Here is a 25685-nt window from a genome sequence, read left to right on the forward strand (position 1 = left end):
CCCGCCCCGGGGGGGTGACCGCGGCACGCGCGACGCTCAATCAAGCATGTAACCCCTGGCCAGCGTGCCAAAATCCTCGCGTTCGCGGGCCTGCCAGGCAGCATCGTGCCCCAGTTCCTCGGCCAGGATCTCGGCCACGCGCGGCGCGCCGGCCAGCGCGGCCCGGGCGTCGAGGAACAGCGCCCGGTTGCGGCGGCCCAGCACGTCCTCGACCCGGCGCGCCAGTTCGTGGCGGGCGGCGAAGCGCACATGGGCCTCGGTCAGCCCCGAGGCCGGCACGATCACGGCGTCAGCCCCCGGCAGCGCCTGCACCAGTGGCAGGTCGGCGCCGTAATAGCGGTCGGGCGAGCCGGACCGGGCCGGCGGCAGGTTCTCGGGCACCCCGGCGGCGCCGTGCAGCGGCAGGTCGGCCGTCCGGCACGGCGCGGCGCGCACCAGCTGGCGCTGGATGGCCGTGTCCATCACGTCCTCGGCCATCTTGCGGTAGGTGGTCCACTTGCCGCCCGTCACGGTGATCAGGCCGGCCTTGGAGACCAGGATCGTGTGCTCGCGCGACAGCGACGCGGTGGATGCCTCGCCCGTGGCCTTGACCAGCGGCCGCAGCCCGGCCCAGACGCTGGTCACGTCGGCGCGGGACGGATCGCGCGCCAGGTAGCGGGCGGCGGTTTCCAGGATGAAGTCGATATCGTCGCTGGCCGCGCGCGGCTCCAGCGGCAGGTCCTTGCGCGGGGTGTCGGTGGTGCCCACGATCACATGGCCGTTCCAGGGCACCAGGAACAGCACCCGGCCGTCGTCGGTCTTCGGGATCAGGATGGCGCGGTCGCCGGGCAGGAAGCTGCGCGGAATCGTCAGGTGCACGCCCTGGCTTGGCGCCACCATCGTGCGGGCCTGGCTGTCTTCCATCTGGCGCACCGCGTCCACCCAGACACCGGTGGCGTTGATCACGCAGTCGGCGCGCAGCGTGAAGGTGGCATCGCCCAGCGCGTCCTGCGCCGTGACGCCCGTGACCACGCCGTTCGACTGCGTCAGCCCGGTCACCCGCACGTAGTTGACCGCCGTGCCGCCCACGTCGAACAGCGTGCGCATCAGCGCCATGGCCAGCCGCGCGTCATCGAACTGGCCGTCGAAATAGAGATTGCCGCCGCGCAGCGGCCGTCCGCCCACGTGCTCGGCCAGCGTGGGGGCGGCTTCGAGCGTCTCGCGGTGGTTCAGCCAGCGGCTGCCGGAAAGGTTCAGCCCGCCGGCCAGCATGTCGTAGACCTTGAGGCCGATCCCGTAGAACGGCTGGTCGAACATCTGGTAGGCCGGCACCACGAAGCCCAGCGGCCAGACCACGTGCGGCGCGTTGCGGGCCAGCAGGCCGCGTTCGTGCAGCGCCTCGCGCACCAGGCCGATGTTGCCCTGGGCCAGGTAGCGCACGCCGCCGTGCACGAGCTTGGTGGCCTTGCTCGATGTGCCCTTGGCAAAGTCCGCCGCTTCGAGCAGCAGGGTGCGGTAGCCGCGCGCCGCGGCGTCCAGCGCGGTGCCCAGGCCCGTGGCGCCGCCGCCGATGACGATCACATCCCAGCGCGCCTCGCGCGACAGCGTGTTGAGCAGTTCGCCGCGCGAGGGCGGCTGGACCGGAGGTACGTTGATTGGCATGAGGCTTGTCTGTTTAATGTGCGGTGGAATCGTCGTCGCGCGCCCAGTCACGGGCGCGATCCACGGCGCGATGCCAGCGCGCGATGCGGTGGCTGCGTTCGTCTGCCGACAACTTCGGCTCGAAGCGCTGCTCCACCTGCCACTGGTGGGTGATCTCCCCGGCGCTGGTCCAGTAGCCGGTGGCCAGGCCCGCCAGGTAGGCGGCGCCCAGCGCGGTGGTCTCGGTGACGCGCGGACGAACCACCACGGTGCCGAGCAGGTCGGCCTGCATCTGCATCAGCAGGTCGCTGCGCGAGGCGCCGCCGTCCACGCGCAGCTCGGCCAGCGAGATGCCGGCGTCCTTCTGCATGGCGTCGAGCACGTCCACGCTCTGCAGCGCGATCGATTCCAGCGCGGCGCGGGCGATATGCGGCCCGCCCGTGCCCCGCGTGATGCCGACCAGCGTGCCGCGTGCGAACGGGTCCCAGTGCGGCGCGCCGAGCCCGGCGAAGGCGGGCACCAGCACCACGCCGCCGGTGTCCGCGCACTGGCGCGCCAGCGGATCGACTTCGGGCGCGCTGTGGATCAGCTTGAGCCCGTCGCGCAGCCACTGGATCGTGGCGCCGCCCATGAACACGCCGCCTTCGAGGCAATACTGGGTGTCCGGGCCGATCTGCCAGCCGATGGTGGTGATCAGCCGGTTCTGCGACGTCACCGGGCTGTTGCCCGTATTCATCAGGATGAAGCAGCCGGTGCCGTAGGTGTTCTTGGCCATGCCGGGGTGCAGGCAGGCTTGTCCGAACGTGGCGGCCTGCTGGTCTCCGGCGATGCCGGCAATCGGCACGGCCACGCCAAACAGCCGCGTGGCGGTGCGCGCCACTTCGCCGCTGGAGGGCGCCACCTCGGGCAGCAGGCTGCGGGGGATGCCGAGGATGCCGAGCAGTTCGTCGTCCCAGCGGAAGTCGTGGATATTGAACAGCAGCGTGCGCGAGGCGTTGGAGACATCGGTCACATGCCGCGCGCCATCGGTCAGTTGCCAGATCAGCCAGCTGTCCACAGTGCCGAACGCCAGTTCGCCGCGTTCGGCGCGGGCCCGGGCGCCATCGTAGTGGTCCAGCATCCAGCGCAGCTTGGTGCCGGAGAAATAGGCGTCGATGATCAGGCCGGTCTTCTGCTGGAAGGTGTCGCCATGGCCGGCGGCCTGCAGGTCCTCGCACATCGGCGCGGTGCGGCGGTCCTGCCAGACCAGCGCGCGGCCCACCGGTTCGCCGGTCTTGCGGTCCCAGAGCACCGTGGTTTCACGCTGGTTCGTGATGCCGATGCCGGCCAGTTGCGAGGCGCTGACCTTGGCGTCGGCCAGTACCTCGTGGGCCACGGCCAGCTGGGACTGCCAGATTTCGTAAGGATCGTGCTCGACGTGGCCGGGATGCGGATAATATTGCCGGAATTCGCGCTGGGCGATCCGCACCACATTGCCGGCGTGATCGAACAGGATGGCGCGCGAACTGCTGGTGCCCTGGTCCAGGGCCAGCACGTAGCGCGGCTGCGAGGCGTGTGTCGATGTCATGCGATCCATCCGCAATGGTTGATTTGAGTGGCGATGTCCGAATCTGATTCCCGAACCTCCCGAACCAGCAAGATCCTTGCCGGCATTGCCGCGCGCAGCCCCTTCGACCCCGCCGCCCACCTGCGGCTGACCGTGGAGGGCGCCCAGGTGGGCTGGCTGCCGCGCCGGCATGCGGCAATTCTTGCCGGCATGGGCGGCATGGTCGGGCCGCAAGGGCAGGGCGCCGTGGCGCTGCTGCCTGGCTGCGCCGATACGCCGGCACGCAACGTGGCCCTGGCCGGGCTGGCCCGGCAACTGGCCGACATGGGCCACGTGCGCGGCTGGCGGGACGAACTGTTCGCCGTGACCCCGGCGCTCGACGCGCTGCCGTACGGCGTCATCGAGCGGGCGGCGGCGCGCTTTCTGGGGCTGCTGACGTTCGCCTCGCACATGAACGGCATCGTCGAGGGCGCCACGCCCGCGCTGTGGATTTCGCGCCGCAGCCCGGCCAAGGCCGTGGACCCCGGCATGTGGGACAACCTCGTGGCCGGCGGGGTGCCGGCCGGCAGCGATCCGCTGGAGACGCTGGTACGCGAATGCGACGAGGAATCGGGCATCCCGCCCGCGCTGGCGGCCCGGGCCGAGGCCCACGGCGTGATCGACGTGCTGCGCGAAATCCCCGAAGGCGTCCAGTGGGAGCGGGTGTACGCGTACGACCTGCTGCTGCCGGCGGACTTCGTGCCCCACAACCGCGACGGCGAGGTGGCCGAGCACCGCCATACCGGCCCGGCCGCATTGCTTGATATCATGGCGGCCCGCGCCATGACCGTCGACGCCACGCTGGTGACGCTGGATGCCCTCCGCCGGCGCGGCTGGGCGGATGTCCAGCCCTGATTCCCAAGCCTTGCGGTCCTGGCCTGCATAACCCTGATTGCCCCAAGATGAGCGCCACCGGATTTATCCTGACCCTTTCCTGCCCTGACCAGCCGGGCATCGTGCATGCCGTTTCGGGCCTGCTGTTCCAGAATGGCTGCAATATCGTCGATTCCGACCAGTACGGCGATGCCTTCACGGGCCGCTTCTTCATGCGCGTGCATTTCACGGCCGCGGCCGGCGGCCCGGGCCTGAGCGAACTGCGCGCGGCGTTCGCCCCGGTGGGCGAGCAGTTCGGCATGCAGTGGGACGTGTTCGACGCCACGGTCAAGCCGCGCGTCATGATCATGGTGTCGAAGATCGGCCATTGCCTGAACGACCTGCTGTTCCGCGCCAAGGCCGGCGGCCTGCCCGTGGAAATCGCGGCCATCGTCTCGAACCACCGCGATTTCTACCAGTTGGCCGCCTCGTACGACGTGCCGTTCTTCCACCTGCCGCTGATGAACGCCTCGGCCGAGCAGAAGGCCGCGCAGGAAGCGCGTGTCTTCGACGTGGTGCGCGAGCAGAACATCGACCTCGTGGTGCTGGCGCGCTATATGCAGGTGCTGTCCGACGACCTGTGCCGCAAGCTCGAAGGCCGCGCCATCAATATCCACCACTCGTTCCTGCCGAGCTTCAAGGGCGCCAAGCCGTACTACCAGGCCCATGACCGCGGCGTGAAGCTGATCGGCGCCACGGCCCACTATGTGACCGCCGACCTCGACGAAGGCCCGATCATCGAGCAGGAAATCGAGCGCGTGGATCACAGCATGGACCCCGAGCAACTGACCGCCGTGGGCCGCGACGTGGAGTGCGTGGCCCTGGCCCGCGCGGTCAAGTGGCATGCGGAACACCGGATTTTGCTCAACGGGCATAAGACGGTGGTGTTCAAGTAAGCCAGGGTTTTCTCCCCTCTCCCGCAGGCGGGAGAGGGGCGCAGAAAAAGAAGGACGATCTCACTCCCCCGCCACCACACATTCCACTCCGCTGTCCGCCAGCATCGCGTCGAACGGCGCGCGTAGCGGTTCGTCCGTGAACAGGCGGTCGATGCTGGAAACGGGCGCCAGTTCCACCATGGCCTGGCGGCCGAACTTGCTGGCGTCTGCCGCCAGCCAGATCTCGCGCGAATGCTCCATGATGGCGCGCGCCACCTTGACCTCGCGGAAGTCGTAGTCGCGCAGCGTCCCGTCGGCCTCGATGCCCGAGATGCCGATCAGCCCGATATCCACCTTGAATTGCCGGATGAACTCGACCGTGGCCTCGCCGATGATGCCCCGGTCGCGCGAGCGCAACACCCCGCCGGCCACGATGACCTCGCAATCGGGGTTGTCGGCCAGGATATTGGCCACGTGCAGGTTGTTCGTGATCACGCGCAGCCCGCGATGGTGGATCAGCGCACGCGCTACCTCCTCCACGGTCGTCCCGATGTTCAGGATCAGCGAACAGCCTTCCGGCACCGCCGCGGCCACGGCGCGGGCGATGCGCACCTTGCCCTCGGCGTTGAGCACCTGGCGCTGCGGATAGGCCAGGTTCTCGGTGGTCGAGCCATCCATTCGCACCCCGCCGTGAAAGCGGGCCAGCATGCCGTTTTCCGCCAGCAGGTTGACGTCGCGCCGCACGGTCTGCAGCGTCACGCCGAACTTGCGGGCAAGCTCGTCGATCGAGGCAAAGCCCTGGCTGCGGACTTCCTCCAGCAGGGCGGTCTGGCGTGGATTGAGCGTCATGCCGGGCATTCTAGTTCAAACAGAAACGAAAACAAATGATGCACCGCAGTATTGTTTTACGTTCGTTTTTGCGCTAAAACGAGCGGGGTAGACGAAAAAGTGCGCTTTGGCCGCGTTTCCGTATGTGGCTGAACAAGCACAGGAACATGGAGACCGGATGCAGCTCAGCCTGGACGGCATTGCGCAGCAAGTGGGTTCGCAAGCCTATCTTTACCCGATGACGCTGGCCCCCGTGCCGGGCGCCGTCACCATCCTGCTGGGCACGACCCAGGCGGGCAAGACCTCGCTGATGCGGGTCATGGCCGGGCTCGACCGTCCCACGGCGGGCCGGGTGCTCGTCGACGGCATCGACGTGACCGGCGTGCCGGTGCGCGAGCGCAACGTGTCGATGGTGTACCAGCAGTTCATCAACTATCCCTCCCTGACCGTTTTCGACAATATCGCGTCGCCGCTGCGGCTGCGGCGCGACAGCCGGGACGAAATCGCCGCCCGCGTGCGCGCGCTGGCGGGGCGGCTCCATATCGAACACCTGCTCGACCGCTACCCCTCGGAACTGTCCGGCGGGCAGCAGCAGCGCGTGGCGCTGGCCCGTGCCCTGGCCAAGAACGCGCCGCTGATGCTGCTGGACGAACCGCTGGTCAACCTCGACTACAAGCTGCGCGAGGAATTGCGCGAGGAACTGACCCACCTGTTCGCGCAGGGCGATGCCACCGTGATCTACGCCACCACCGAGCCGGCCGAGGCGCTGCTGCTTGGCGGCCATACGGCGGTGCTCGATGCCGGCGAACTGCTCCAGTACGGGCCCACGCCCGAAGTCTTCCACTATCCGGCCTCGCTGCGCGTGGCGCGGGCCTTCAGTGATCCCCCGATGAACCTGATCGAAGGCCGGCTGGCCGCCGGCCGCGTCACGCTGCCCGGCAATATCGTGGTGCCGCTGCCCGACGTGCAGGCGCCGGACGGCGCGGTGACGGTCGGCGTGCGCGCCGCGGCCCTGCGCCTGCGCCCCGCGCCCGGCAGTATCGAGGTGCCCGGCAAGGTGGCGCTGGCCGAGTTGTCGGGCTCCGATACCTTCGTCCACGCCGATACGCCGGCCGGCAATCTCGTGGCCCAGTTTGCCGGCGTGCTCGACCTGCGGCTTGGCGCGCCGCTGGCACTCCATCTGGAACCGGGACAGCTCTACCTGTTCGACGCGGCCGGCGACCGCATCCATGCGCCGCGCCGGCCGGGCGCGCTGGTCGATGTGGTGGCCGATGTGGGGGCCACGCCGGCCACCGGGTCGGGAGCCTGACATGGCGCGCATCGATCTCGACCTCGCCCATGCCTACGGGCCCAACCCCCAGCGCGACGAGGATTACGCACTGCTGCCGCTCAACTTCACGTTCGAGGATGGCGGGGCCTACGCGCTGCTGGGGCCGTCCGGCTGCGGCAAGACCACGCTGCTGAACTGCATCTCGGGGCTGCTGCGGCCCTCGCAGGGCACGATCCGTTTCGATGGTGTTGATGTGACTAAAGCATCACCTCAGGAGCGCAACATCGCCCAGGTGTTCCAGTTCCCGGTGATCTACGACACGATGACCGTCGGCGAGAACCTGGCGTTTCCGCTACGTAACCGGGGCGTGCCGGCCGACAAGGTTCGCGAGCGCGTGGGCCGCGTGGCGGAAATGCTCGACCTCTCCGCGTCGCTGGACCGCCGGGCGAGCGGGCTGGCCGCCGACGCCAAGCAGAAGATCTCGCTGGGCCGGGGGCTGGTGCGGCAGGATGTCTCGGCGATCCTGTTCGACGAGCCGCTGACCGTGATCGACCCGCACCTGAAGTGGCAACTGCGGCGCAAGCTCAAGGAGATCCACCACGAGTTCCGCCTCACGCTGATCTACGTGACGCACGACCAGACCGAGGCGCTGACCTTTGCCGAGCAGGTGGTGGTGATGTCGCGCGGCAAGGCGGTGCAGGTGGGCTCGGCCGACGCGCTGTTCGAGCGGCCGGCGCATACCTTCGTGGGCCATTTCATCGGCTCGCCGGGCATGAACTTCCTGCCGGGCCACTGGCGCGACGGCGCCATCGAGGTGGCGGGGCGGCGCTACCTGCCCGAACTGCCACCCCAGACGCTGGCTGCGCTGCAGGCGGCGGGAGATTTCAAGATCGGCGTGCGGCCCGAGTATCTGCAGCTGGCGCCGGAGAACGATCCGCAGGCGCTGCCGGTACGCGTGGAACGCGCGCAGGACATCGGTACCTACTGGCTGGTGACGGCGACCGTCGCAAATGGCGAAACAGCGATGCTGCGCGCCCGGCTCGGCACCGAAGCCGCCGCGCTGCGGACCGGCGACACCGCCTGGCTGACCGCATTCAACCGCCATACCTGCTTCTATATCAATGAGGAACTGGTGCCATGAAGCCCGTGAACCAGAAGGCCTGGCTGCTGGTGTTGCCCGTGGTGATCTGCGTGGCGTTCTCGGCCATCCTGCCGCTGATGACGATCGTCAATTACTCGGTGCAGGACATCATCTCGCCCGAGCGGCGCGTGTTCGTGGGCACCGAGTGGTTCGCCACGGTGCTGCGCGATGCCGAGCTGCACGATGCACTGCTGCGCCAGCTTGGCTTCTCGCTGGCCGTGCTGTGTGTGGAAATTCCGCTCGGCATCCTGCTGGCGCTGGCCATGCCGGCGCGCGGCTGGCAGGCCTCGGCGGCGCTGGTGGTCATCGCGCTGTCGCTGCTGATTCCGTGGAATGTGGTGGGCACGATCTGGCAGATCTTCGGGCGCACCGATATCGGCCTGCTGGGTGCCGCACTCGACGGCATGGGCTTCGACTACAACTACACCGGCAGCGCGGTGGATGCCTGGGTGACGGTGCTCGTGATGGATGTCTGGCACTGGACGCCGCTGGTGGCGCTGCTCTGTTACGCAGGGCTGCGTGCGATTCCGGATGCCTACTATCAGGCGGCCCAGATCGATGGCGCGTCGCGCTTCGCGGTATTTCGCTTCATCCAGTTGCCCAAGCTGCGCGGCGTGCTGATGATTGCGGTGCTGCTGCGTTTCATGGACAGCTTCATGATCTATACCGAGCCGTTCGTGCTGACCGGCGGCGGTCCGGGCAACGCCACCACGTTCCTGTCGCAGTATCTGACCCAGAAGGCGGTGGGGCAGTTCGACCTGGGTCCGGCCGCGGCGTTCTCGATCGTCTATTTCCTGATCATCCTGCTGACGTGCTTTGTGCTCTATAACTGGATGCAGCGCGCCGGCACCTCCGGCGCGGCCGGTGTCGAGGAGGTTCCCCATGGCTGAGCGCAAGCTGCCGGGCCAGCGCCCGGGCTGGTGGCGTCCGGTGTTCCTGACCGTGTACCTGCTGTTCGCCATCGTGCCGATCTACTGGATGCTGAACATGTCGTTCAAGACGAACGAGGAGATCGTGTCCTCGCTGTCGCTCTGGCCGGCCGCGTTCACGCTGGAGCACTACCGGACGATCTTCACGGACGCCTCCTGGTACTCGGGCTACATCAACTCGATGATCTACGTGGCGCTGAATACGGTGATCTCGATCGGCGTGGCGCTGCCGGCCGCCTACGCGTTCTCGCGCTACCGGTTCATCGGCGACAAGCACGTCTTCTTCTGGCTGCTGACCAACCGCATGACCCCGCCGGCGGTGTTCCTGCTGCCGTTTTTTCAGCTTTATACGACGCTCGGGCTGATGGATACCCATCTGGGCGTGGCGCTGGCCCATCTGGTGTTCAACGTGCCGCTGGCGGTGTGGATCCTGGAGGGCTTCATGTCGGGCGTGCCGCGCGAGATCGACGAGACGGCCTACGTCGACGGCTATTCGTTCCCGCGCTTCTTCCTGACCATCTTCCTGCCGCTGATCAAGGCCGGCGTGGGCGTGGCGGCGTTCTTCTGCTTCATGTTCAGCTGGGTGGAACTGCTGCTGGCGCGCACGCTGACCTCGGTCAATGCCAAGCCGATCGTGGCGACGATGACGCGCACAGTCTCCGCCTCGGGCATGGACTGGGGCGTGCTGGCCGCAGCCGGCGTGCTGACCATCGTGCCGGGCGCCATCGTGATCTGGTTCGTGCGCCACTACATCGCCAAGGGGTTTGCGATGGGCCGGGTGTAACAGAGATCTAAGGAAACTACGATGCTTAGCTGGATGGTATGGACCACGCCGGTGGCCGTGTTCTTCGCGCTGGTGGTGCTGATGCTGGTTGGCATGACGGTCTGGGAGGTGCGCTCGCCCACGGTGGAGCGCAAGGGCTTCCTGCCGATCTCCACCACGCGCGGCGACCGCCTGTTCATCGGCCTGATGGCGGCGGCCTGGATCAACCTGGCCTGGGTGGGGCTGGGCGAGAAGATGCAGGGCTGGTTCGGGCTGGCCGAGGCGCCGTCGGTCTGGATCAGCGCCGCGATATCGGCGCTGGTGCTGCTGCTGGTGATGCGCAAGGGATAGTAAAGGTACGAGATTCGCTGTCATGGGCTGCGAGATCTTTGTCCCCTCCCCGGGGCCGCAACCCAGAACCAGATCCGGGGAGGGGTTGCTGAGGAGACACAGATGAAGAAGCACGTGAAGTTGGGGATGTCGGCCCTGGCCTTTGCGGCGGCGCTGGCCTGCGGGCACGCGGCGTGGGCTGACGAGGCCGCGGCGAAGAAGTGGATCGACAACGAGTTCCAGCCCTCGTCGCTGGCCAAGGACAAGCAGCAGGCCGAGATGAAGTGGTTCATCGAGGCGGCCGCCAAGCTCAAGGCCAAGGGCGTGACGCAGATCAACGTGGTCTCGGAGACGATCACCACCCACGAGTACGAGTCGAAGACGCTGGCCCGCGCCTTCGAGGAAATCACCGGCATCAAGGTCAACCACGACCTGATCCAGGAAGGCGACGTGGTGGAGAAGCTCCAGACGTCGATGCAGTCGGGCAAGTCGATCTACGACGGCTGGATCTCGGATTCCGACCTGATCGGCACCCACTACCGCTATGGCGCCATCCTGCCGCTGACCGACTACATGAACGGTGCCGGCAAGGAGTTCACGAACCCGGGCCTCGACGTCAAGGACTTCATCGGCACCAAGTTCACCACGGCGTCGGACGGCAAGCTCTACCAGTTGCCCGACCAGCAGTTCGCCAACCTGTACTGGTTCCGCGCCGACTGGTTTGCGCGCAAGGACCTGCAGGACAAGTTCAAGGCCAAGTACGGCTACGACCTGGGCGTGCCCACGAACTGGTCGGCCTACGAGGACATTGCCAACTTCTTCACCAACGACGTCAAGGAGCTCGACGGCAAGAAGGTCTTCGGCCACATGGATTACGGCAAGAAGGACCCGTCGCTGGGTTGGCGCTTCACCGATGCCTGGCTGTCGATGGCCGGCGCCGCCGACAAGGGCCTGCCGAACGGCATGCCGGTGGACGAGTGGGGCATCCGCGTGGCCGACGACAAATGCACGCCGGTGGGCGCCTCGGTGTCGCGCGGTGGCGCCACCAACAGCCCCGCGGCGGTCTACGCGCTGACCAAGTACATCGACTGGATGAAGAAGTATGCCCCGCCGCAGGCCATGGGCATGACGTTCTCCGAAGCCGGTCCGGTGCCCGCGCAGGGCCAGGTGGCGCAGCAGATCTTCTGGTACACGGCATTCACGGCCGACATGACCAAGAAGGGCCTCCCGGTGGTCAACGCCGACGGCTCGCCGAAGTGGCGCATGGCCCCGTCGCCGTACGGCCCGTACTGGAAGCAGGGCATGCAGAACGGCTACCAGGACGTGGGCTCGTGGACGTTCTTCAAGAACACCGACCCCAACCGCCTGGCCGGTGCCTGGCTCTACGCCCAGTTCGTGACGTCGAAGACCGTCTCGCTGAAGAAATCCCTGACCGGGCTGACCTTCATCCGCGACAGCGACATCAACCACGACTACCTGACCAAGAACGCGGCCAAGTACGGCGGGCTGGTGGAGTTCTACCGCAGCCCGGCCCGCGTGGCGTGGACGCCTACCGGCAACAACGTGCCTGACTACCCCAAGCTGGCCCAGCTCTGGTGGAAGAACGTGGCCACGGCCGTCACGGGCGAGAAGACGCCCCAGGCTGCCATGGACAACCTGGCCGAGGAAATGGACCAGGTGATGGCCCGCCTGCAGCGTGCCGGCATGGCGCAATGCGCGCCGAAGCTGAACCCGAAGGGCGATCCGAACAAGTGGCTGTCATCGGACCACGCCCCGTGGAAAAAGCTCGACAACGAGAAGCCGAAGGGCGAGACCATTGCCTACGACAAGCTGCTGCAGGCATGGAAGGAAGGGAAGGTGCGGTGAGTGCAGCGATCTGACTGCCGCTGACTGGCGCCCCTCTCCCGCCGTGCGGGAGAGGGGAGAAAAACGGGGGCAAAACGGAGGCAAAAACTCAAACCTCCGCCGCCGCCCGGCTTCCCGCGTGGCACGCCTTGCCGTGCCGCTTGGCCTCGTAGAGCGCCATATCCGCCCGCATGAACAGCTCGCTGACCGATGATCCCTGCTCCGGCAGGTGGATCGCGCTGCCGACGCTGGCCGTCGACGCCAGCCGCTGGCCGTCGATCTCGAACGGACGCAGCGCGGCGTGGACCACGGTATGGGCGATCCGTTCGACCGTGTTGGCGTGGGTCACGTTGTCCAAAATGACGGCGAACTCGTCTCCGCCAATGCGGGCCACGGCGTCGCCGGCACGCACGCAGGCGCGCAGCCGCTCGGCAAAGGCGATCAGCAACTGGTCGCCCATCGGGTGGCCGTGGGTGTCGTTGACGGCCTTGAAATCGTCGAGGTCCACCAGCAGCAGCGCCGTGCGGTGGCCGTGGGCGTCCGCGCGGGCCATCATCTCCTGCAGCCGCCGGTCGAAGCCCTTGCGGTTCAGCAGCCCGGTCAGGTGATCGGACAGCGTCTGGGCTTCGAGCGAACGCAGTTTCTGCCGCTCGCCGGTCACGTTGCGGGCAAACATGTGCAGGCCGGCCAGCGCCTCGGGCGCGCCTTCGGCATCGTTCCAGGCCGGCTGGAAGGTCACTTCCCACGCGGTGCCGTCGGGCGCCTCGCGCGTGAAGGTCACGGCCTCGCCAGCGCAGGCACGCTCCAGGAACGGCTGGAACGCCACGTACTCGGCCGTTCCCCACAGCTCGCGCAGCGACAACCCGGCAATCTGCGCGGCGGGCAGCCCGAAGTGGCGCGCGTAGGCCTGGTTCACGAAGACAAAGCGCTCGCTGGTGTCGAAATAGGCGACGAAGTCCGGCACGTGGTTGGCAATCGCCGCGAGCCGCTTCTCGCTGGCGGCAGTGCTGGCCTGGGCCGCCTTGAGCGCGCCCTCGCGCTCGGAGAGCTGGGTCATGACCTCGGCAAAGGCGCCGGCCAGTTCGCCGATCTCGTCGTTGCGCCGCAAGGGCAGGTCGGCCACGGCGGCCGGCTGCTCGCAGAGCCGGCGCACCGCGCGGTGCAGTTGTTCGAGCGGAGCAAGCAGGTGGCGGATCATCAGCCACATCAGCAGCGCGGCGACGGCCAGCGAGCCCACGCCGACCGCAATGGCGCGCTGGCGCACCTCGAACAGCGGCGAGAACGCTTCCTGGGCGGGCAATACCGAGATGATTTCCCAGCCGTTCGACTCCAGCAGGTGGCGCGCCACCACCGGCTGCACCGGCGAGAGCATTTCCCAGCGCGAAACCGGCTGCTCCGCGCCACAAGATTCGCCCACGGCCCGCGCGGGCTGCAGCACGCGCGAGGTGTCCGGGTGCATCGCATAACGCGGCGTCGGCCCGGCGGACACCAGGCAGTAGAAGCCGGTCACGCCCACGCGGTGCTGGGCCAGTTCACGCAGGAAGTTGTCGGCGGACAGGTTCAGCACGCCGCCCACCACGCCCAGCAGCCGGCCCTGGGCGTCGCGCAGCGGCACGGCCAGGATCACGCCGGGGGCGCTGGAATGCTTGCCCTGGAGCAGGTCCGAGACGGCAAAATCGGCGCCCCGGACAATGTTCTGGAAGTAGGCGCGGTCGGCTACCGAGACCTTCTTGCCCAGCGGCACGGCGGTGCTGAAGACCACGTTGCCATCGGGCTGGACCAGGAAGACCGCGTTGAAATGCTCGGGCATGTCCACCGTATCGGTGGCCAGGCGGTGCAGTTGGGCAGGGGATTGGCCGAGGGCAGGCGCCAGCGTGCGGGCCAGCCGGCGCAGCACGACCGCACGCGACTCGAGCTTTTCGTCGAGTTGATCGGCAATCAGCCTGACCAGCGTGTCCTGCTGCGCCTGGACCACCTCGCCCAGCCGCGTGTAGGCATAGAACTGGGAAAACCCCGAGCGCGCCACGAACACGAGCGTGACCACCGAGGCGGCGGCGATCGCCATCCTGTACTTCAAAGAGTGCCGCATGAAACGCATTTTTATGGTTATGCGCACTGACCCGTTTTTGCGGTTGCCTTGGGCTTTGTGCAACGACCCTGCCCAATCTGTTCGAACCTCTCCGGCAGCCGGTTCGAAGCGTAGCAGAACTGTTACTTATTGAGCGACCCGCACGCGGCGATCGCGTGCGGGCGGCCACATGGGGTGACGCATGCGCCGCCCAGTTGCGGCCACGCGACAGCCCCGGCGCGTCTGGCAAAACGGCGTGCCTGGCTCTACGATGGCTGCCTCATCACAACCACCACCGGAAACCGCCATGACTACCGCCCCCTTCACGTTGCTCGACGCCGCCGGCGCCAGCCGCAAGCCGTCCGCCTGGTCCGAGGCGGTGCTGGTCCTGGTGGATCACCGGCGCGAGTACGTCGACGGCAAGCTGCCGCTGACCGGCATGCCCGGCGCCGTGGCCGAATGCGCGGCGCTGCTGGCGCTGGCGCGGCGGCACGGCACGCCGGTCATCCACGTCGTGCACCACGGCAAGGCGGGCGGGGCATTCGATCCGGACAGCCCGTACGGGGCCATCATCGAGGGCCTGGCACCGGCCGAGGGCGAGCAGATCCTGCCCAAGGGCCTGCCGAACAGCTTCGCCGGCACCGACCTGGCCGCGCGGCTGCAGGCCACGGGCCGGCGCGAGCTGATCGTGGGCGGCTTCCAGACCCATATGTGCATCAGCGCCACGGTGCGCTCGGCGCTCGACCACGGCTACCGCGTGACGCTGGTGGCGGGCGCCTGTGCCACGCGCGACCTGCCCGACCCGCTGGGCGGCAACGCGCTGACCGCCGCCGAACTGCATCGGGTCACGCTGGCGGCGCTCAACGACCGCTTTGCCACCGTGGTGGCCGGAGCGTCGATCTGGCAGGAGTGAGCCAAGTGCCGCGCCGGGGCCGCGAAATGTGAAGGTGTGGATTTCATTACACATTCATCATTTCCCCGGCCGAGCGGGGTGGGGCATACTAGCGCCTTCCCGAACGCGGCCGCCCTGGCCGCGTTTGCACACCTGAAGCCCGACGTTTCATGAAGCGCATTCTCCTCATCAAGGTCACCTCGCTCGGTGACATGGTGCATACCCTGCCGCTGCTGCACGATCTCCGGCGGGCCTATCCCGGGGCAAAGATCGACTGGGCCGTGGACGCCTCGTGCGCCGATATCCCGCGCTGGGCCGTTGGCGTGGACCGCGTCATCGCGCCGCCGCTGCGGCAGTTCAAGAAGAACGGGCGCAAATGGCATGACCTGCGCGGCATCCTCTCTGCCGTGCGGCAACTGCGCCGCGAGCGCTACGACGTGGCGATCGACGTCCATGGCGTGATGAAGAGCGCCATCGTGGCCCGGCTGGCCCGCACGCCGCGCCGCCTGGGCTACGCGGCCGAGTTCCTGGGCGAGTCCAAAGCCGTCTTTGCCTACACGCAGATCTACGGTCCGCACGGCGACGCCAACTGCCGCCAGAAGATGCGCATGGTGGTGGCCAACGCGCTCGGCTACGAGATCGAACCGCACGAGACGCCCGAACTGCGCGTGCCGCCGCCGGCCACGCCGTTGCACACCGATGGGGTGCCGCGCGCCACGCTGTTCCATGCCACCTCGCTCGACATCAAGAAATGGCCGCAGGCCAACTGGGTCGAGATCGGCCACACGCTGGCGCGGCGTGGCTACCGCGTGGAGCTGCCCTGGGGCTCGCCCAAGGAGCAGGCCGAGGCGCAGGCGCTGGCCGCCGCCATCCCCAATGCGGAAGTGTTGCCGCGCATGTCGATCACCGAATGCGCGCAGCGGGTGGATGCCTCGTCGCTGGTCGTCGGCATGGATACCGGCTTCGTGCATCTGGCCGATGCGCTCGGCAAGCCCACGGTGATGCTGTTCACCGCCACCTCGCGCCCGCACTTCGGCGTGGACCGGCCGGGACAGGCGGTGTCCGTGGGCGATAACGGCGCGCCGCCCTCGGTGGACGAGGTGCTGTCCGCCATCGACAGCGTGACGCGCGCCTCAGTGGACAAAGCCACCCTGCACGAACCGCACGGGCTCGGCATCCATGCGCAGCAGCAGGGCGGTTAGTCCGTCCTGCGGCAGCGTGCGCCGGCCATCAGCCTGGGCTACCTGAGCGGGCTGGGCGGGCTGGCCGGTCGTGCAGAGCAGATCGGCATCGCTCCATCCGGCCTTGCCAGCGGCCCGTGCCCGCAGCCAGCCGTCGCGGTCGGCGAGCAGGGCCGTCCCCGACAGGTTCGAGGGCTCGACACCTGCCAGCCCGGCAAATACCGGCCACGCCGCGGGCGACGCGGCCACGCAGCCGGCGCGGAATGACGGCACCTCGGCCAACGGTTGCCCGCTGGGCGTGACCAGCAGCGTCAGGAAGCGCGGGTCTTCCAGCGGCAGCGCCGATGGGTCGCCGTCAGACGCCACCACGCGAACCCGTTGCGTGCCGCGCCATTCGGCCAGCGGGCGCGGCGGCTGCCCCGGACACTGGACGGACACCTCGGGCAAGCGCAGCGGAATCGGCCAGTTGCCCTGCTGCGCGGCGCCCGTGCCGGCGGCAAGCGCCTTCAAGTAGTCGATCACGGCCCAGGTCTGCGCGTCGTCGAGTTCGCCCGCAAAGCCCGGCATCGTCTTTTCTCCATTTTTGTCGAGCATGCCGGCGGCGATATGCCAGAACAACTCGCCCTCGGCGCGGCGCCCCAGCAGCGGACTGGCGAAGGTGGGCGGCCAGCTCGATAGCTGGGCGGACAGCGGACCCTCGCCGCGCCCGTCAGCGCCATGGCAGGCCGCGCACGCGGCGGCATAGATCCGCGCGCCCGTGGCAATCGTCTCGACCGAAAAGCGGGTCGGGCTGCGTTGAAAGCTCGTCGGCGCGGCGGCCGTCAGCAGCAGTCGGGGAGAGGGCCACGGCGCCAGGATCAGCGCCAGCGCGCCCACGCCGAGCCAGGCCAGGCGCCGGCGGCGCCAGCGCCACGCCACGACGAGGCAGGCCAGCGCGAACGCCACGGCCAGCAGGCTCCAGGCCAGTTGCCGCGCCAGCCCGAGATCGATCAACAGCGTCTCGCCGGCAATGCGCCGCGCCCACGGCCACGCCGGCTGGCCGTGTACGTCGCCGGTCCAGCCCAGCAGGTGCCAGAGCCGCAGCAGCGCCAGCTGGGCCTGCTGCAACAGCGTCAGCAGCGCGTTGAGCCACGCCTGCGGCGGCGGGGCGCTCATGGCGCGTGCCTACCAGCTTGCATCGAGACCCAGATGGCGCAGCGCCTCATGGCGCAGTTCGGTCAGGCGCGGGTCGCCGCGATGGCGCGGGTAGGGCAGGTCTACCCTGATCTCGGCCGTGATGCGGGCGGGCCGCTGGCTGAAGACGATCACGCGCTGGGCCAGGAACAGCGCTTCCTCCACGTCGTGCGTGACCAAAAGCGCCGAGAAGCCGGCGCGCTGCCAGAGATCCACGAGATCGCTCTGCATCGCCAGCCGGGTCAGCGAGTCGAGCTTGCCGAGCGGCTCGTCGAGCACCAGCAGGCGCGGATCGTTGACCAGTGCCCGCGCCAGCGCCACGCGCTGTGCCATGCCGCCCGACAACTGATGCGGAAACGCGCGCTCGAAGCCTTCGAGCCCCACGCGCCGCAGCGCCGCGTCGATGCGATGCCCTTCGCGGCGCAGCAGCCCGCGTGCCTGCAGGCCCAGCGCCACGTTGTCGCGCACGCGCCGCCACGGGTAGAGCGTCGGGTCCTGGAACACGACGATGCGGGACGGGTCGGGCCGGTCGATCGGGATATCGTCCTGCAGGATCCTGCCGGCCAGCGGCGTCTCCAGCCCGGCCACGAGCCGCAGCAGCGTGGACTTGCCGCAGCCGCTCGGGCCGAGCAGCGCCACGAACTCGCCGGGCGCCACCGTGAGGTCCACGCCATCGAGCACGGGCAGCCGCGCCTCGCCCTCGCCGAAGGCATGGCTGACGCCGTGGATATCGATCCGGGCGCCACGCGCCGCCGGGGTTGGCTCCTGCCATACCGCTACCATTTGACGGTTCCCTTCTGCCACGACAGCGCGCGGTCGCGCACGGCAAACAACAGCGTGATCACACCCGAGAACAGCAGCGCCATGACGATCAGCGCGGCATACATGTTCACGTACGAAGCCCAGCCCTGCGCCCAGGTCAGGTACCAGCCCAGCCCCGACTTCACACCCATCATCTCGGCCGTGACCAGCACCGAGAACGAGGCGCCCAGCCCCATGAACAGCCCGACGAACACCTGCGGCAGCGCCGCCGGGATGGCCACGCGCAGCACCAGGAACCACTCCGAGGCGCCCATCGTGCGCGCCACGTCGTAGTAGCTCTTGCTGACGCCGGCCACGCCGGACCACGTCAGCACCGCCACCGGAAACGCCGTGGCCAGCGCAATCAGGAACACGGCCGCCGAATAGCTCGACGGGAAGAAGTAGAACGTCAGCGGCAGCAGCGCCGTGGACGGCAGCGGCCCCAGCACGCGCAGCACCGGATGCACCCAGTAGCCGATGCGGCGCGACCAGCCGATCGACACCCCGATCAGAAAGCCCACCACGCCGCCGTACGCCACGCCGAGGCCGAGCAGCTTCACCGTGTTGAGCACGCTGTCGCCCAGCCGGCGCCAGTCGTCGACATAGACTTCGATCAGCGCCTGCGGTGGCGCGAAGAACGGGGTGGGGAGCGTGGCGGTCTTGGCGGTCAGGATTTCCCAGGCGGCCAGGATCACCGGCAGGGCGATCAGCCACGGCCCGGCGCGGCGCAGGGCCTGGCGGGCATGCTGCAGCGGTGGCACATGGCCGCCGAGCAGCGCCACCGCCAGCAGCGCGCCGGCGGCGACGAGCACCGCGATGCCCAGTTCCTCCGTGTAGGCCCAGTCCGTGAAGCCCACGACCTTGTTGGGCCAGCGCCAGGTCAGGGCGCCAAATGCCGCCCATGCCAGCGCGGCGGCCACGCCGGTGGGCCAGGCCCCGCCCGGCGCGCGCCGCACGGCGGCCGGCGTGCCCTGCAGCAAGGACGTGTCGAGGGTCTGCTGACTCGCTGTCATCGTGTCACCTCAGGCCAGTACGTTGGCATAGACGTGTTGCGCCAGGCGCTTCACGTCCGTGGACTTCTTGAGCACGCCGATGCGCTGGAAGTCACCGGCAAAGAATGCGATTTCCTCCTGCAGGTCGGCACCCGTGGGGTGGTGCGTGTAGGTCAGCGTGGCGTAGAGCTTGCGCAGGTCTTCGACGCTGATCTTGGGCGAGTATTTGGCGAAGACCTTGGCCGCCTCGTTCGGGTTCTCGTTGACGTAGTCGGTGGCCTGCAGGACCGAGCGCGCCAGCGCGGCGGCGGCCGGCCGGTCGTTGCGCACCAGTTCGCCGCGTGCGCCCACCACGCAGCAGACCTTGCGGGCGTACTCGCCGGTCAGGTTGGTCGCCAGTTCCACGTAGGCGCCGTTGGTGCGCTTTTCCAGCAGATAGAGGTTCGGGTCGCCGTCGGCAATCGCCTGGATCTCGCCCTTGTCCACGGCCACGCCGAGCAGGTCGGCCGGGTACTGGCGCCAGGTGACGTCGCGGTCAGGGTCGATCCCGTTCTTCGCCAGCAGGATCGTGAAGAAATGCTTGCCGGGCGCGGCCAGGTCGCTGACGCCCACGGTCTTGCCCTTGAGTGCCTGCAGACTGGTCACGCCGGCCGCCCTGGCGCCCACCAGCCGCACGCAGCCGCCGTGGGAGCTGCCGATGATCTTGACGTCGAAGCCGGCTTCGAGCGGCTTGAGCCAGCGGTGGATCATGCCCACGGCGGCGTCGGCCTTGCCGGTGGCGATCGATTCGAGCAACTGGTCCGTGGAGCCGCTGTAGTTGATCAGGTCCACCTGCAGGCCGTTCTTCTCGAAGAAGCCCTTCTCCTGCGCCACGACGATCGGCGTCAGGCAGAACGAGTTCTGGTTCCACGCGAACGTGAGCTTGCGTGGTGCGGACCACGCCTGGCGGCCCAGGATCAGCGCCGGCGCGGCGATGGCGGCGCCGCTGGCCAGGCGCAGGACCTGGCGACGGCGCGCGTCGGGTGAATTCGATTGGCTCATGTTTTCCGCTCCCTTTGCTTGTTGTGGCTGGATGTGGTCAGGCCGCGCGCTGGCTCAACGCCGCATCGCGTTGCGCCACCAGTTCGCGTACGCGCGGAATCAGCTCGCGCCCGTAGTCGATGGCGTCTTCCAGCGGATCGAAGCCGCGGATCAGGAAGGTGGTCACGCCAAGGTCGTAGTAGGCCAGCAGCGCGTCGGCCACCTGTTCGGGCGTGCCGACCAGCCCGGTGGAGTTCGAGCGTCCGCCGGTCTCGCGGGCGATGGCTGTCCACAGGCGCTGGTCCACCCGGTCGCCCTGGTCCGCCGCGGCCAGCAGGCGCCGCGCGCCTTCGCTCTGCTGCGGGCCGCCCCGGCTGTAGCCGGCCTGCACGCGCAGCGCGCGGGTGCGTTGCAGGATGTTGTCGGCGCGCTGCCACGCCTTGTCCTCGGTCTCGGCCAGCACCGGGCGGAACGAAACCGAGAAGCGCACCTCGCGGCCGTGCTTCGCGGCTTCGGCGCGCACGCGCGTGGTCAGGTCGCGCACCTGGTCGAGCGATTCGCCCCACAGCGCGTAGACATCGGCGTGCTTGCCGGCCACTTCCAGCGCGGCGGCCGAGGCGCCGCCAAAGTAGATCGGCACATGCGGCTGCTGGGCAGGCTTGACCTCGGAGAAGCCACGCTCGAAGCGGTAGAACTGCCCGGCGTGGTCGAACGGCTGTGGCTCGGTCCAGATGCGGCGCAGGATGCCGAGGTACTCGTCGGTGCGCGCGTAGCGCTGGTCGTGGTCCAGGTAGTCGCCATCGCGCTTCTGTTCGTCGTCCGACCCGCCCGAGATGAAGTGCACCCCCAGCCGGCCGCCGCTGAACTGGTCGAGCGTGGCGATCTGGCGCGCGGCCAGCGTGGGCGACGTGAAGCCCGGCCGGTGGGCCAGCATGAAGTGGATGCGCTCGGTGACGGCGGCGGCGTAGGCAATGGTCAGCGTGGCGGACGGGCCGGTGGAGTGGTGCGGCACCAGGATGCGGTCGAAGCCGGCGGTCTCGTGGGCCTGGGCGAACGCCCGCACGTAATCCCGGTCCACCACCGGCCCGGCGGGCGCATGGATCTCGGATTGCTTCTGGCTCTGGATCATCCCGATGAAGTCGACGCTCATGCCCTTTCTCCTGGTGCGTGAAATGGGAAGAACGTACGCCTGCGGGCCGTGCGCCCGAACGAATAAAAACGCCGGTCCATATTCGGCAAAATCCGTCGCTCGATATGCGATATGCGTCGTTTCCGGGGCGGCCCGGGCGGCGGTAGGCTATGTGGCGATTGATCTGCTCCCGCCAAGGAATTCCATGTCTTCGTCCTCCCTGCACCGCCTGCCGACGCCCGCCGCGCGGCTGGACGCCGTGCTGGCCGACCTGGCCACCCGCTTCGCCGCGACCGCCGCCGCGCATGACGCCGACGGCAGCTTTCCGCATGACAACTTCGCGCTGCTGCACCAGTACGGGCTGATCGCCCAGATCGTCCCGCTGGCACACGGCGGCGGCGGGGCGGGGCTGGCCGAGGCGCGCCGTATCATCTCGGCCGTGGCTGGCGGCGATCCGGCCACGGCGCTGGTGCTGGCGATGACCTACCTGCAGCACCGCGCCGTGAGCCGTGCCGATTCGCACTGGCCCGCGGCGGCGCGCGACGCGGTACTGCGCAGCGCCGTGGAGCAGGGCGCGCTGATCAACGCGCTGCGTGTGGAGCCGGAACTGGGCTCGCCGGCGCGCGGCGGCCTGCCGGGCACCGTGGCCACCCGTGTGGGCGACCGCTGGCGCCTGCGCGGCCACAAGCTCTACACCACCGGCATCCCGGCCCTGCGCTGGCTGGCGGTGTGGGCGCGCACCCACGAGCCCGAGCCGCGTATCGGCCTCTTTCTGGTGCCGAAGCCGGATGCGCAGACGCCCGGCATCCGCGTGATCGAAAGCTGGAACCACATGGGACTGCGCGCCTCGGGCAGCCACGAAACCGTGCTCGAAGACGTGTGGATTCCGCTCGGGAATGCCGTGGATCTGCGCCCGCCCGAAGCCTGGGCGCCCGCCGGGGCGAGCCAGGCCGACCTCGACGCCAACACCGACCAGCAGGCCTGGATGGTGACGCTGCTCGGCAGCCTCTACGACGCCGTGGCCCGTGCCGGCTTCGGCTGGATTCGCCAGTTCGTGCAGGAGCGCGCCCCGGGCAGCCTCGGCAAGCCACTGGCCACGCTGCCGCGCGTGCAGGAATCGATTGGCGAGATGGCCGCGCTGCTGCGCACCAACGCGGTGCTGCTCGACGATGCCGCCGGGCGCACCGACGCCGGCGCCCCGCCATCGGTCAGCGACGGCGGGCTGCTGAAGTTCACGGTGACGTCGAACGCGATCCGGGTGGTGGAACTGGCGCTCCAGCTGTCGGGCAACCACGGGCTGAGCCGCAACAACCCGCTGGAACGGCACTACCGCGATGTGCTCTGCAGCCGCATCCACACCCCGCAGAACGATGCGATCCTGACCGCCGCCGGCCGCGCGGCGCTCGGGCTTTGAGCGCGACCGTGCGGCGCCACGCGGGCGCCTTCGTGCTAAGGTGGTGGACGATTCGTCCACAGATGGCGAACGTGCTCCGGAGACAAGACATGGCTGAGACTTTGCCCGCCGCGCAGGCGCAGACCCCGACGCTGAACCCCTTGCGCGACTTCATTACCGGCATGTCGGCGCTGCTCGACCAGCAGCCCGACGAGGCGCGCATCCTCGACGAGGGCGGGCGCCTGCTGGCCCGGCTGGTGGCGCGCGACGACTGGCTGCCCGACGCCTACGCCCAACCGCACCCCGAGTTCTACCAGCAGATGCTGCTGCACTGCGATTCGGCCGAGCGCTTCTCGATCGTCAGCTTTGTCTGGGGGCCGGGGCAGCGCACGCCGATCCACGATCACACCGTGTGGGGGCTGATCGGCATGCTGCGCGGCGCCGAGTACGCGCAGGCGTATGCCATCGGGCCGGACGGGGTGCCGCGACCCGAGGGCGCGGCCGTGAGGATCGAGCCCGGTCACGTGGAGGCGGTATCGCCGGCCGTGGGCGACATCCACCGCGTGCACAACGCGTTCGACGACCGCGTGTCGATCAGCATCCACGTCTACGGCGCCAACATCGGCGCGGTACGCCGCCACGTCTATCCTGAGGCGGGCGGCAGCAAGACCTTCATCTCCGGCTATTCCAACTCCACCTTGCCCAATCCGTGGGACCGCTCCAGGGACCCCATCGCGCCATGACCGAAGCTGAACAGAGAATGCCGACCACCACGAGCCTGGCGGTGCGCCAGGCGCTGCTCGACCGCACCGAGATCGCGCTGATCGACGTGCGCGAGGAAGACCCTTTCGCCCAGGAACACCCGCTCTGGGCCGCCAACTTTCCGCTGTCGAAGCTCGAACTGGAGGCCTGGACGCGGCTGCCGCGCCGCGATACGCGCATCGTCGTCTATGGCACGCAGGGCGGCACCGATCTCGCGCCGCTGGCGGCGGCCCGCCTGCGCGCGCTTGGCTACACGGACGTGTCGGTGCTCGAAGGCGGGCTGGCGGCGTGGATTGCGGCGGGCGGCGAGGTATTCCGCGATGTCAACGTGCCGAGCAAGTCGTTCGGGGAACTGGTGGAGGCGAAGCGCCATACGCCGTCGCTGTCGGCCCAGGAGGTGCAGGCGCTGATCGACCGCAAGGCCGATGTGGTGATCGTCGACGCGCGCCGCTTCGACGAATACCGGACGATGAACATCCCTACGTCCACGAGCGTGCCCGGCGCCGAGCTGGTGCTGCGCATCCGCGAACTGGCGCCGGACCCGCAGACCCAGGTCGTGGTGAACTGTGCCGGGCGGACCCGCAGCATCATCGGCACGCAGTCCCTGATCAACGCCGGCATTCCGAATCCGGTGGCGGCGCTGCGCAACGGCACGATCGGCTGGACGCTGGCCGGGCAGACGCTTTCGCACGGTGCCAGCCGCCGTCCCCCGGCGGAGGTCGATCCCGCGCACCGTGCCCGGGCCCGCGAGGGCGCCCGCGCCATTGCCGAACGCGCCGGCGTGCGCCGCATCGCGCTGGACGCACTGGCCGCGCTCGATGAGCCGGGCCGCACCGTGTACCGATTCGACGTCCGTACGCCCGAGGAATACGCCGATGGCCACCTGCCCGGCTTCGCCAGCGCGCCGGGCGGCCAGCTCGTGCAGGAGACCGACCATCAGGCCCCGGTGCGGGGCGCCCGCATCGTTCTGGCCGACGACGATGGCGTGCGCGCCGACATGAGCGCCTCGTGGCTCGCGCAGATGGGCTGGGAGGTCTACGTGGTGGAGCCGGTGGCCGACGCCCGGCGCAGCGAACGCGGCACGCCGGCCCCGCATCGCCCGCCCAGCCCCGAGGTGACAACCGTTGCCCCGGCCACGCTGGCCGGCTGGCTCCGCGAGGGCGACGTGGCCGTGATCGACGTGACCGCCAGCGCCAGCTACGTCAAGCGCCACATCCCCGGCGCATGGTTCGCCATCCGCGCCCAGCTGGAACAGGCGCTGCGGGTCATTCCGCCGGCCCGGCGCTACGTGCTGACCTGTGCATCGAGCCTGCTGGCCCGCTTTGCCGCCGCCGACCTCCAGCGGCTGACTTCAGCCGAGGTGGTGGTGCTCGAAGGCGGCACCAATGCCTGGGCCGACGCCGGCTATCCGGTGGAAGAGGGCGAAACCCGCCTGGCCGTGCCGCGCACCGACCGCTACCGCCGTCCGTACGAAGGCACCGACAACGCCGCCGCCGCGATGCAGGCGTATCTCGACTGGGAATTCGGCCTCATCGCCCAGCTCGATCGAGACGGCACCCATTTCTTCGAGGTGGTCTGAGCGCGCGGGTTTTGCGCTGAATCAAGGCGCCCCGCGCAACGCGGCGCGCCACGCCGAAATGCCACAGGAATATGGCATTTCGGCCCGCCCGGGCAACTGTCGCTTGCCATTTGCAAACCATTGAAGGACGCAGTGGAAAGCTTGCCGAGATCGACGCCAGGGAGAACTCACAGATCCCGCGTCCGCGGAATGATCACGGCCTGTCCGTGTAGCACGCCATCGGCATCGATCATCTGCCACAGCGTGGCTTCCTCGATCATGAAGCGGTGCCCGGATTTGGTGATCCGCACACCCTGGTAGCCAGCTTCGTAGCCAAGCCGCTGGACGCGCTCCAGGAAGCGTTGGCGCTCCTCGCGGTTCGGCGCTTCCGCCGAAAGCCGCGAGGGCAGGGCGGTGATTTCGTCCCAGTCGTAGCCGAAACGGCGCTGCGCGGCCTTGTTGCCGTAGACAAAGACCGGATCGGGCGCGGTGTTGTGGGCCAGGATGGCGAACGGCGCCTCCTCGTAGAGCCAGGCGGCGGCTGCCGTGGGGGAAAGGTCGCCGGGCACCAGCGGCTTGCCGAGCAGGCGTTCGTAGCTGCCGGTCAGCAGTGCGTGGAAAGCGGGATCCTGGTGGAGCGGAAGCAAGGGAACCTCA

23 protein-coding genes are annotated in these 25685 nt (G+C 68.8%); 13 read left to right on the forward strand and 10 right to left on the reverse strand.

Annotation, left to right across the window (positions count from 1 at the left end; genetic code table 11):
- Window positions 1-36: 36 nt before the first annotated feature.
- Window positions 37-1641 carry a glycerol-3-phosphate dehydrogenase/oxidase gene (locus EV147_RS03440; protein WP_130389708.1) on the reverse strand — a complete coding sequence of 535 codons (1605 nt, stop codon included), beginning with the start codon at window positions 1639-1641 and terminating at the stop codon, window positions 37-39.
- Between the two features lie 13 nt (window positions 1642-1654).
- Entirely contained in the window at window positions 1655-3196 is a 1542-nt protein-coding gene (glpK, locus tag EV147_RS03445; RefSeq protein WP_130389709.1) for a glycerol kinase GlpK, read from the reverse strand.
- Between the two features lie 24 nt (window positions 3197-3220).
- Between glpK and EV147_RS03450 the strand changes: the two genes are divergently transcribed.
- Together EV147_RS03450 and purU are read left to right on the forward strand one after the other, a co-directional pair.
- Window positions 3221-4060, forward strand: coding sequence for an NUDIX hydrolase (locus EV147_RS03450; RefSeq protein ID WP_130389710.1), 840 nt, complete (start codon window positions 3221-3223; stop codon window positions 4058-4060).
- A gap of 47 nt (window positions 4061-4107) precedes the next feature.
- Window positions 4108-4974, forward strand: a complete 867-nt coding sequence (purU, locus tag EV147_RS03455) for a formyltetrahydrofolate deformylase (RefSeq protein ID WP_130389711.1) — start codon at window positions 4108-4110, stop codon at window positions 4972-4974.
- 60 nt (window positions 4975-5034) lie between these two features.
- Here purU and EV147_RS03460 read toward each other — a convergent pair whose 3' ends face one another.
- Complete coding sequence (locus tag EV147_RS03460) at window positions 5035-5802, reverse strand: DeoR/GlpR family DNA-binding transcription regulator (RefSeq protein WP_198680165.1); 768 nt, start codon at window positions 5800-5802, stop codon at window positions 5035-5037.
- Between the two features lie 157 nt (window positions 5803-5959).
- Here EV147_RS03460 and EV147_RS03465 point away from each other — a divergent pair, with 157 nt between their 5' ends.
- The 6 genes from EV147_RS03465 (at window position 5960) to EV147_RS03490 (ending at window position 12080) form a co-directional block, all read left to right on the forward strand.
- Window positions 5960-7090 (forward strand): ABC transporter ATP-binding protein, encoded by a 1131-nt coding sequence (locus EV147_RS03465; RefSeq protein WP_130389713.1) that lies wholly within the window; start codon window positions 5960-5962, stop codon window positions 7088-7090.
- 1 nt (window position 7091) lies between these two features.
- Window positions 7092-8192: an ABC transporter ATP-binding protein gene (locus EV147_RS03470; protein WP_130389714.1), complete on the forward strand. Its 1101-nt coding sequence runs from the start codon at window positions 7092-7094 to the stop codon at window positions 8190-8192.
- Window positions 8189-9082: a carbohydrate ABC transporter permease gene (locus tag EV147_RS03475; RefSeq protein WP_130389715.1), complete on the forward strand. Its 894-nt coding sequence runs from the start codon at window positions 8189-8191 to the stop codon at window positions 9080-9082. Before EV147_RS03470 ends, EV147_RS03475 begins: the two co-directional genes overlap by 4 nt.
- Complete coding sequence (locus tag EV147_RS03480; RefSeq protein WP_130389716.1) at window positions 9075-9905, forward strand: carbohydrate ABC transporter permease; 831 nt, start codon at window positions 9075-9077, stop codon at window positions 9903-9905. Before EV147_RS03475 ends, EV147_RS03480 begins: the two co-directional genes overlap by 8 nt.
- Before the next feature lie 21 nt (window positions 9906-9926).
- Entirely contained in the window at window positions 9927-10235 is a 309-nt protein-coding gene (locus EV147_RS03485) for a DUF2160 domain-containing protein (protein ID WP_130389717.1), read from the forward strand.
- A 114-nt stretch (window positions 10236-10349) separates the two neighbouring features.
- A complete protein-coding gene (locus EV147_RS03490; protein WP_130391181.1) occupies window positions 10350-12080 on the forward strand; it encodes an ABC transporter substrate-binding protein in 1731 nt (576 codons plus the stop codon).
- Between the two features lie 88 nt (window positions 12081-12168).
- On the opposite strand, the gene EV147_RS03495 is transcribed toward EV147_RS03490, so the two are convergent.
- Window positions 12169-14124: a sensor domain-containing diguanylate cyclase gene (locus EV147_RS03495; RefSeq protein WP_130389718.1), complete on the reverse strand. Its 1956-nt coding sequence runs from the start codon at window positions 14122-14124 to the stop codon at window positions 12169-12171.
- A gap of 310 nt (window positions 14125-14434) precedes the next feature.
- On the opposite strand from EV147_RS03495, the gene EV147_RS03500 reads away from it, so the two are divergent.
- Together EV147_RS03500 and waaC are read left to right on the forward strand one after the other, a co-directional pair.
- Window positions 14435-15040 carry a cysteine hydrolase family protein gene (locus EV147_RS03500; protein WP_130389719.1) on the forward strand — a complete coding sequence of 202 codons (606 nt, stop codon included), beginning with the start codon at window positions 14435-14437 and terminating at the stop codon, window positions 15038-15040.
- Between the two features lie 149 nt (window positions 15041-15189).
- Window positions 15190-16221 (forward strand): lipopolysaccharide heptosyltransferase I, encoded by a 1032-nt coding sequence (waaC, locus tag EV147_RS03505; RefSeq protein ID WP_130389720.1) that lies wholly within the window; start codon window positions 15190-15192, stop codon window positions 16219-16221.
- Here the strand turns inward: waaC and EV147_RS03510 are convergent.
- The 5 genes from EV147_RS03510 to EV147_RS03530 are packed head-to-tail and all read right to left on the reverse strand — an operon-like array spanning window position 16153 to window position 21336.
- Window positions 16153-17355, reverse strand: coding sequence for a c-type cytochrome (locus tag EV147_RS03510; RefSeq protein ID WP_130389721.1), 1203 nt, complete (start codon window positions 17353-17355; stop codon window positions 16153-16155). The two genes, waaC and EV147_RS03510, sit on opposite strands and share 69 nt — an antisense overlap.
- A 9-nt stretch (window positions 17356-17364) precedes the next feature.
- Window positions 17365-18156 carry an ABC transporter ATP-binding protein gene (locus EV147_RS03515; RefSeq protein ID WP_130389722.1) on the reverse strand — a complete coding sequence of 264 codons (792 nt, stop codon included), beginning with the start codon at window positions 18154-18156 and terminating at the stop codon, window positions 17365-17367.
- Window positions 18150-19187 carry an ABC transporter permease gene (locus tag EV147_RS03520; RefSeq protein ID WP_130389723.1) on the reverse strand — a complete coding sequence of 346 codons (1038 nt, stop codon included), beginning with the start codon at window positions 19185-19187 and terminating at the stop codon, window positions 18150-18152. The genes EV147_RS03515 and EV147_RS03520 overlap by 7 nt, the downstream gene beginning before the upstream one ends.
- 9 nt (window positions 19188-19196) lie before the next feature.
- Complete coding sequence (locus EV147_RS03525; protein WP_130389724.1) at window positions 19197-20207, reverse strand: ABC transporter substrate-binding protein; 1011 nt, start codon at window positions 20205-20207, stop codon at window positions 19197-19199.
- A 37-nt stretch (window positions 20208-20244) separates the two neighbouring features.
- The gene (locus EV147_RS03530; RefSeq protein ID WP_130389725.1) at window positions 20245-21336 is read right to left on the reverse strand and encodes an LLM class flavin-dependent oxidoreductase; all 1092 of its coding nucleotides are present in this window, start codon (window positions 21334-21336) and stop codon (window positions 20245-20247) included.
- Between the two features lie 184 nt (window positions 21337-21520).
- Between EV147_RS03530 and EV147_RS03535 the strand changes: the two genes are divergently transcribed.
- The 3 genes from EV147_RS03535 to EV147_RS03545 all read left to right on the forward strand — a co-directional run bounded on the left by EV147_RS03535 (window position 21521) and on the right by EV147_RS03545 (window position 25049).
- A complete protein-coding gene (locus tag EV147_RS03535; RefSeq protein WP_130389726.1) occupies window positions 21521-22729 on the forward strand; it encodes an acyl-CoA dehydrogenase family protein in 1209 nt (402 codons plus the stop codon).
- A gap of 89 nt (window positions 22730-22818) precedes the next feature.
- Window positions 22819-23451, forward strand: coding sequence for a cysteine dioxygenase family protein (locus EV147_RS03540; protein ID WP_130389727.1), 633 nt, complete (start codon window positions 22819-22821; stop codon window positions 23449-23451).
- Window positions 23448-25049 (forward strand): rhodanese-related sulfurtransferase, encoded by a 1602-nt coding sequence (locus EV147_RS03545; RefSeq protein ID WP_130389728.1) that lies wholly within the window; start codon window positions 23448-23450, stop codon window positions 25047-25049. Before EV147_RS03540 ends, EV147_RS03545 begins: the two co-directional genes overlap by 4 nt.
- Before the next feature lie 167 nt (window positions 25050-25216).
- On the opposite strand, the gene EV147_RS03550 is transcribed toward EV147_RS03545, so the two are convergent.
- Entirely contained in the window at window positions 25217-25675 is a 459-nt protein-coding gene (locus tag EV147_RS03550) for an MEKHLA domain-containing protein (protein WP_130389729.1), read from the reverse strand.
- Window positions 25676-25685 lie beyond the last annotated feature (10 nt).

Origin of the sequence: Cupriavidus agavae (assembly GCF_004217045.1) — a bacterium.
Taxonomy (GTDB): domain Bacteria; phylum Pseudomonadota; class Gammaproteobacteria; order Burkholderiales; family Burkholderiaceae; genus Cupriavidus; species Cupriavidus agavae.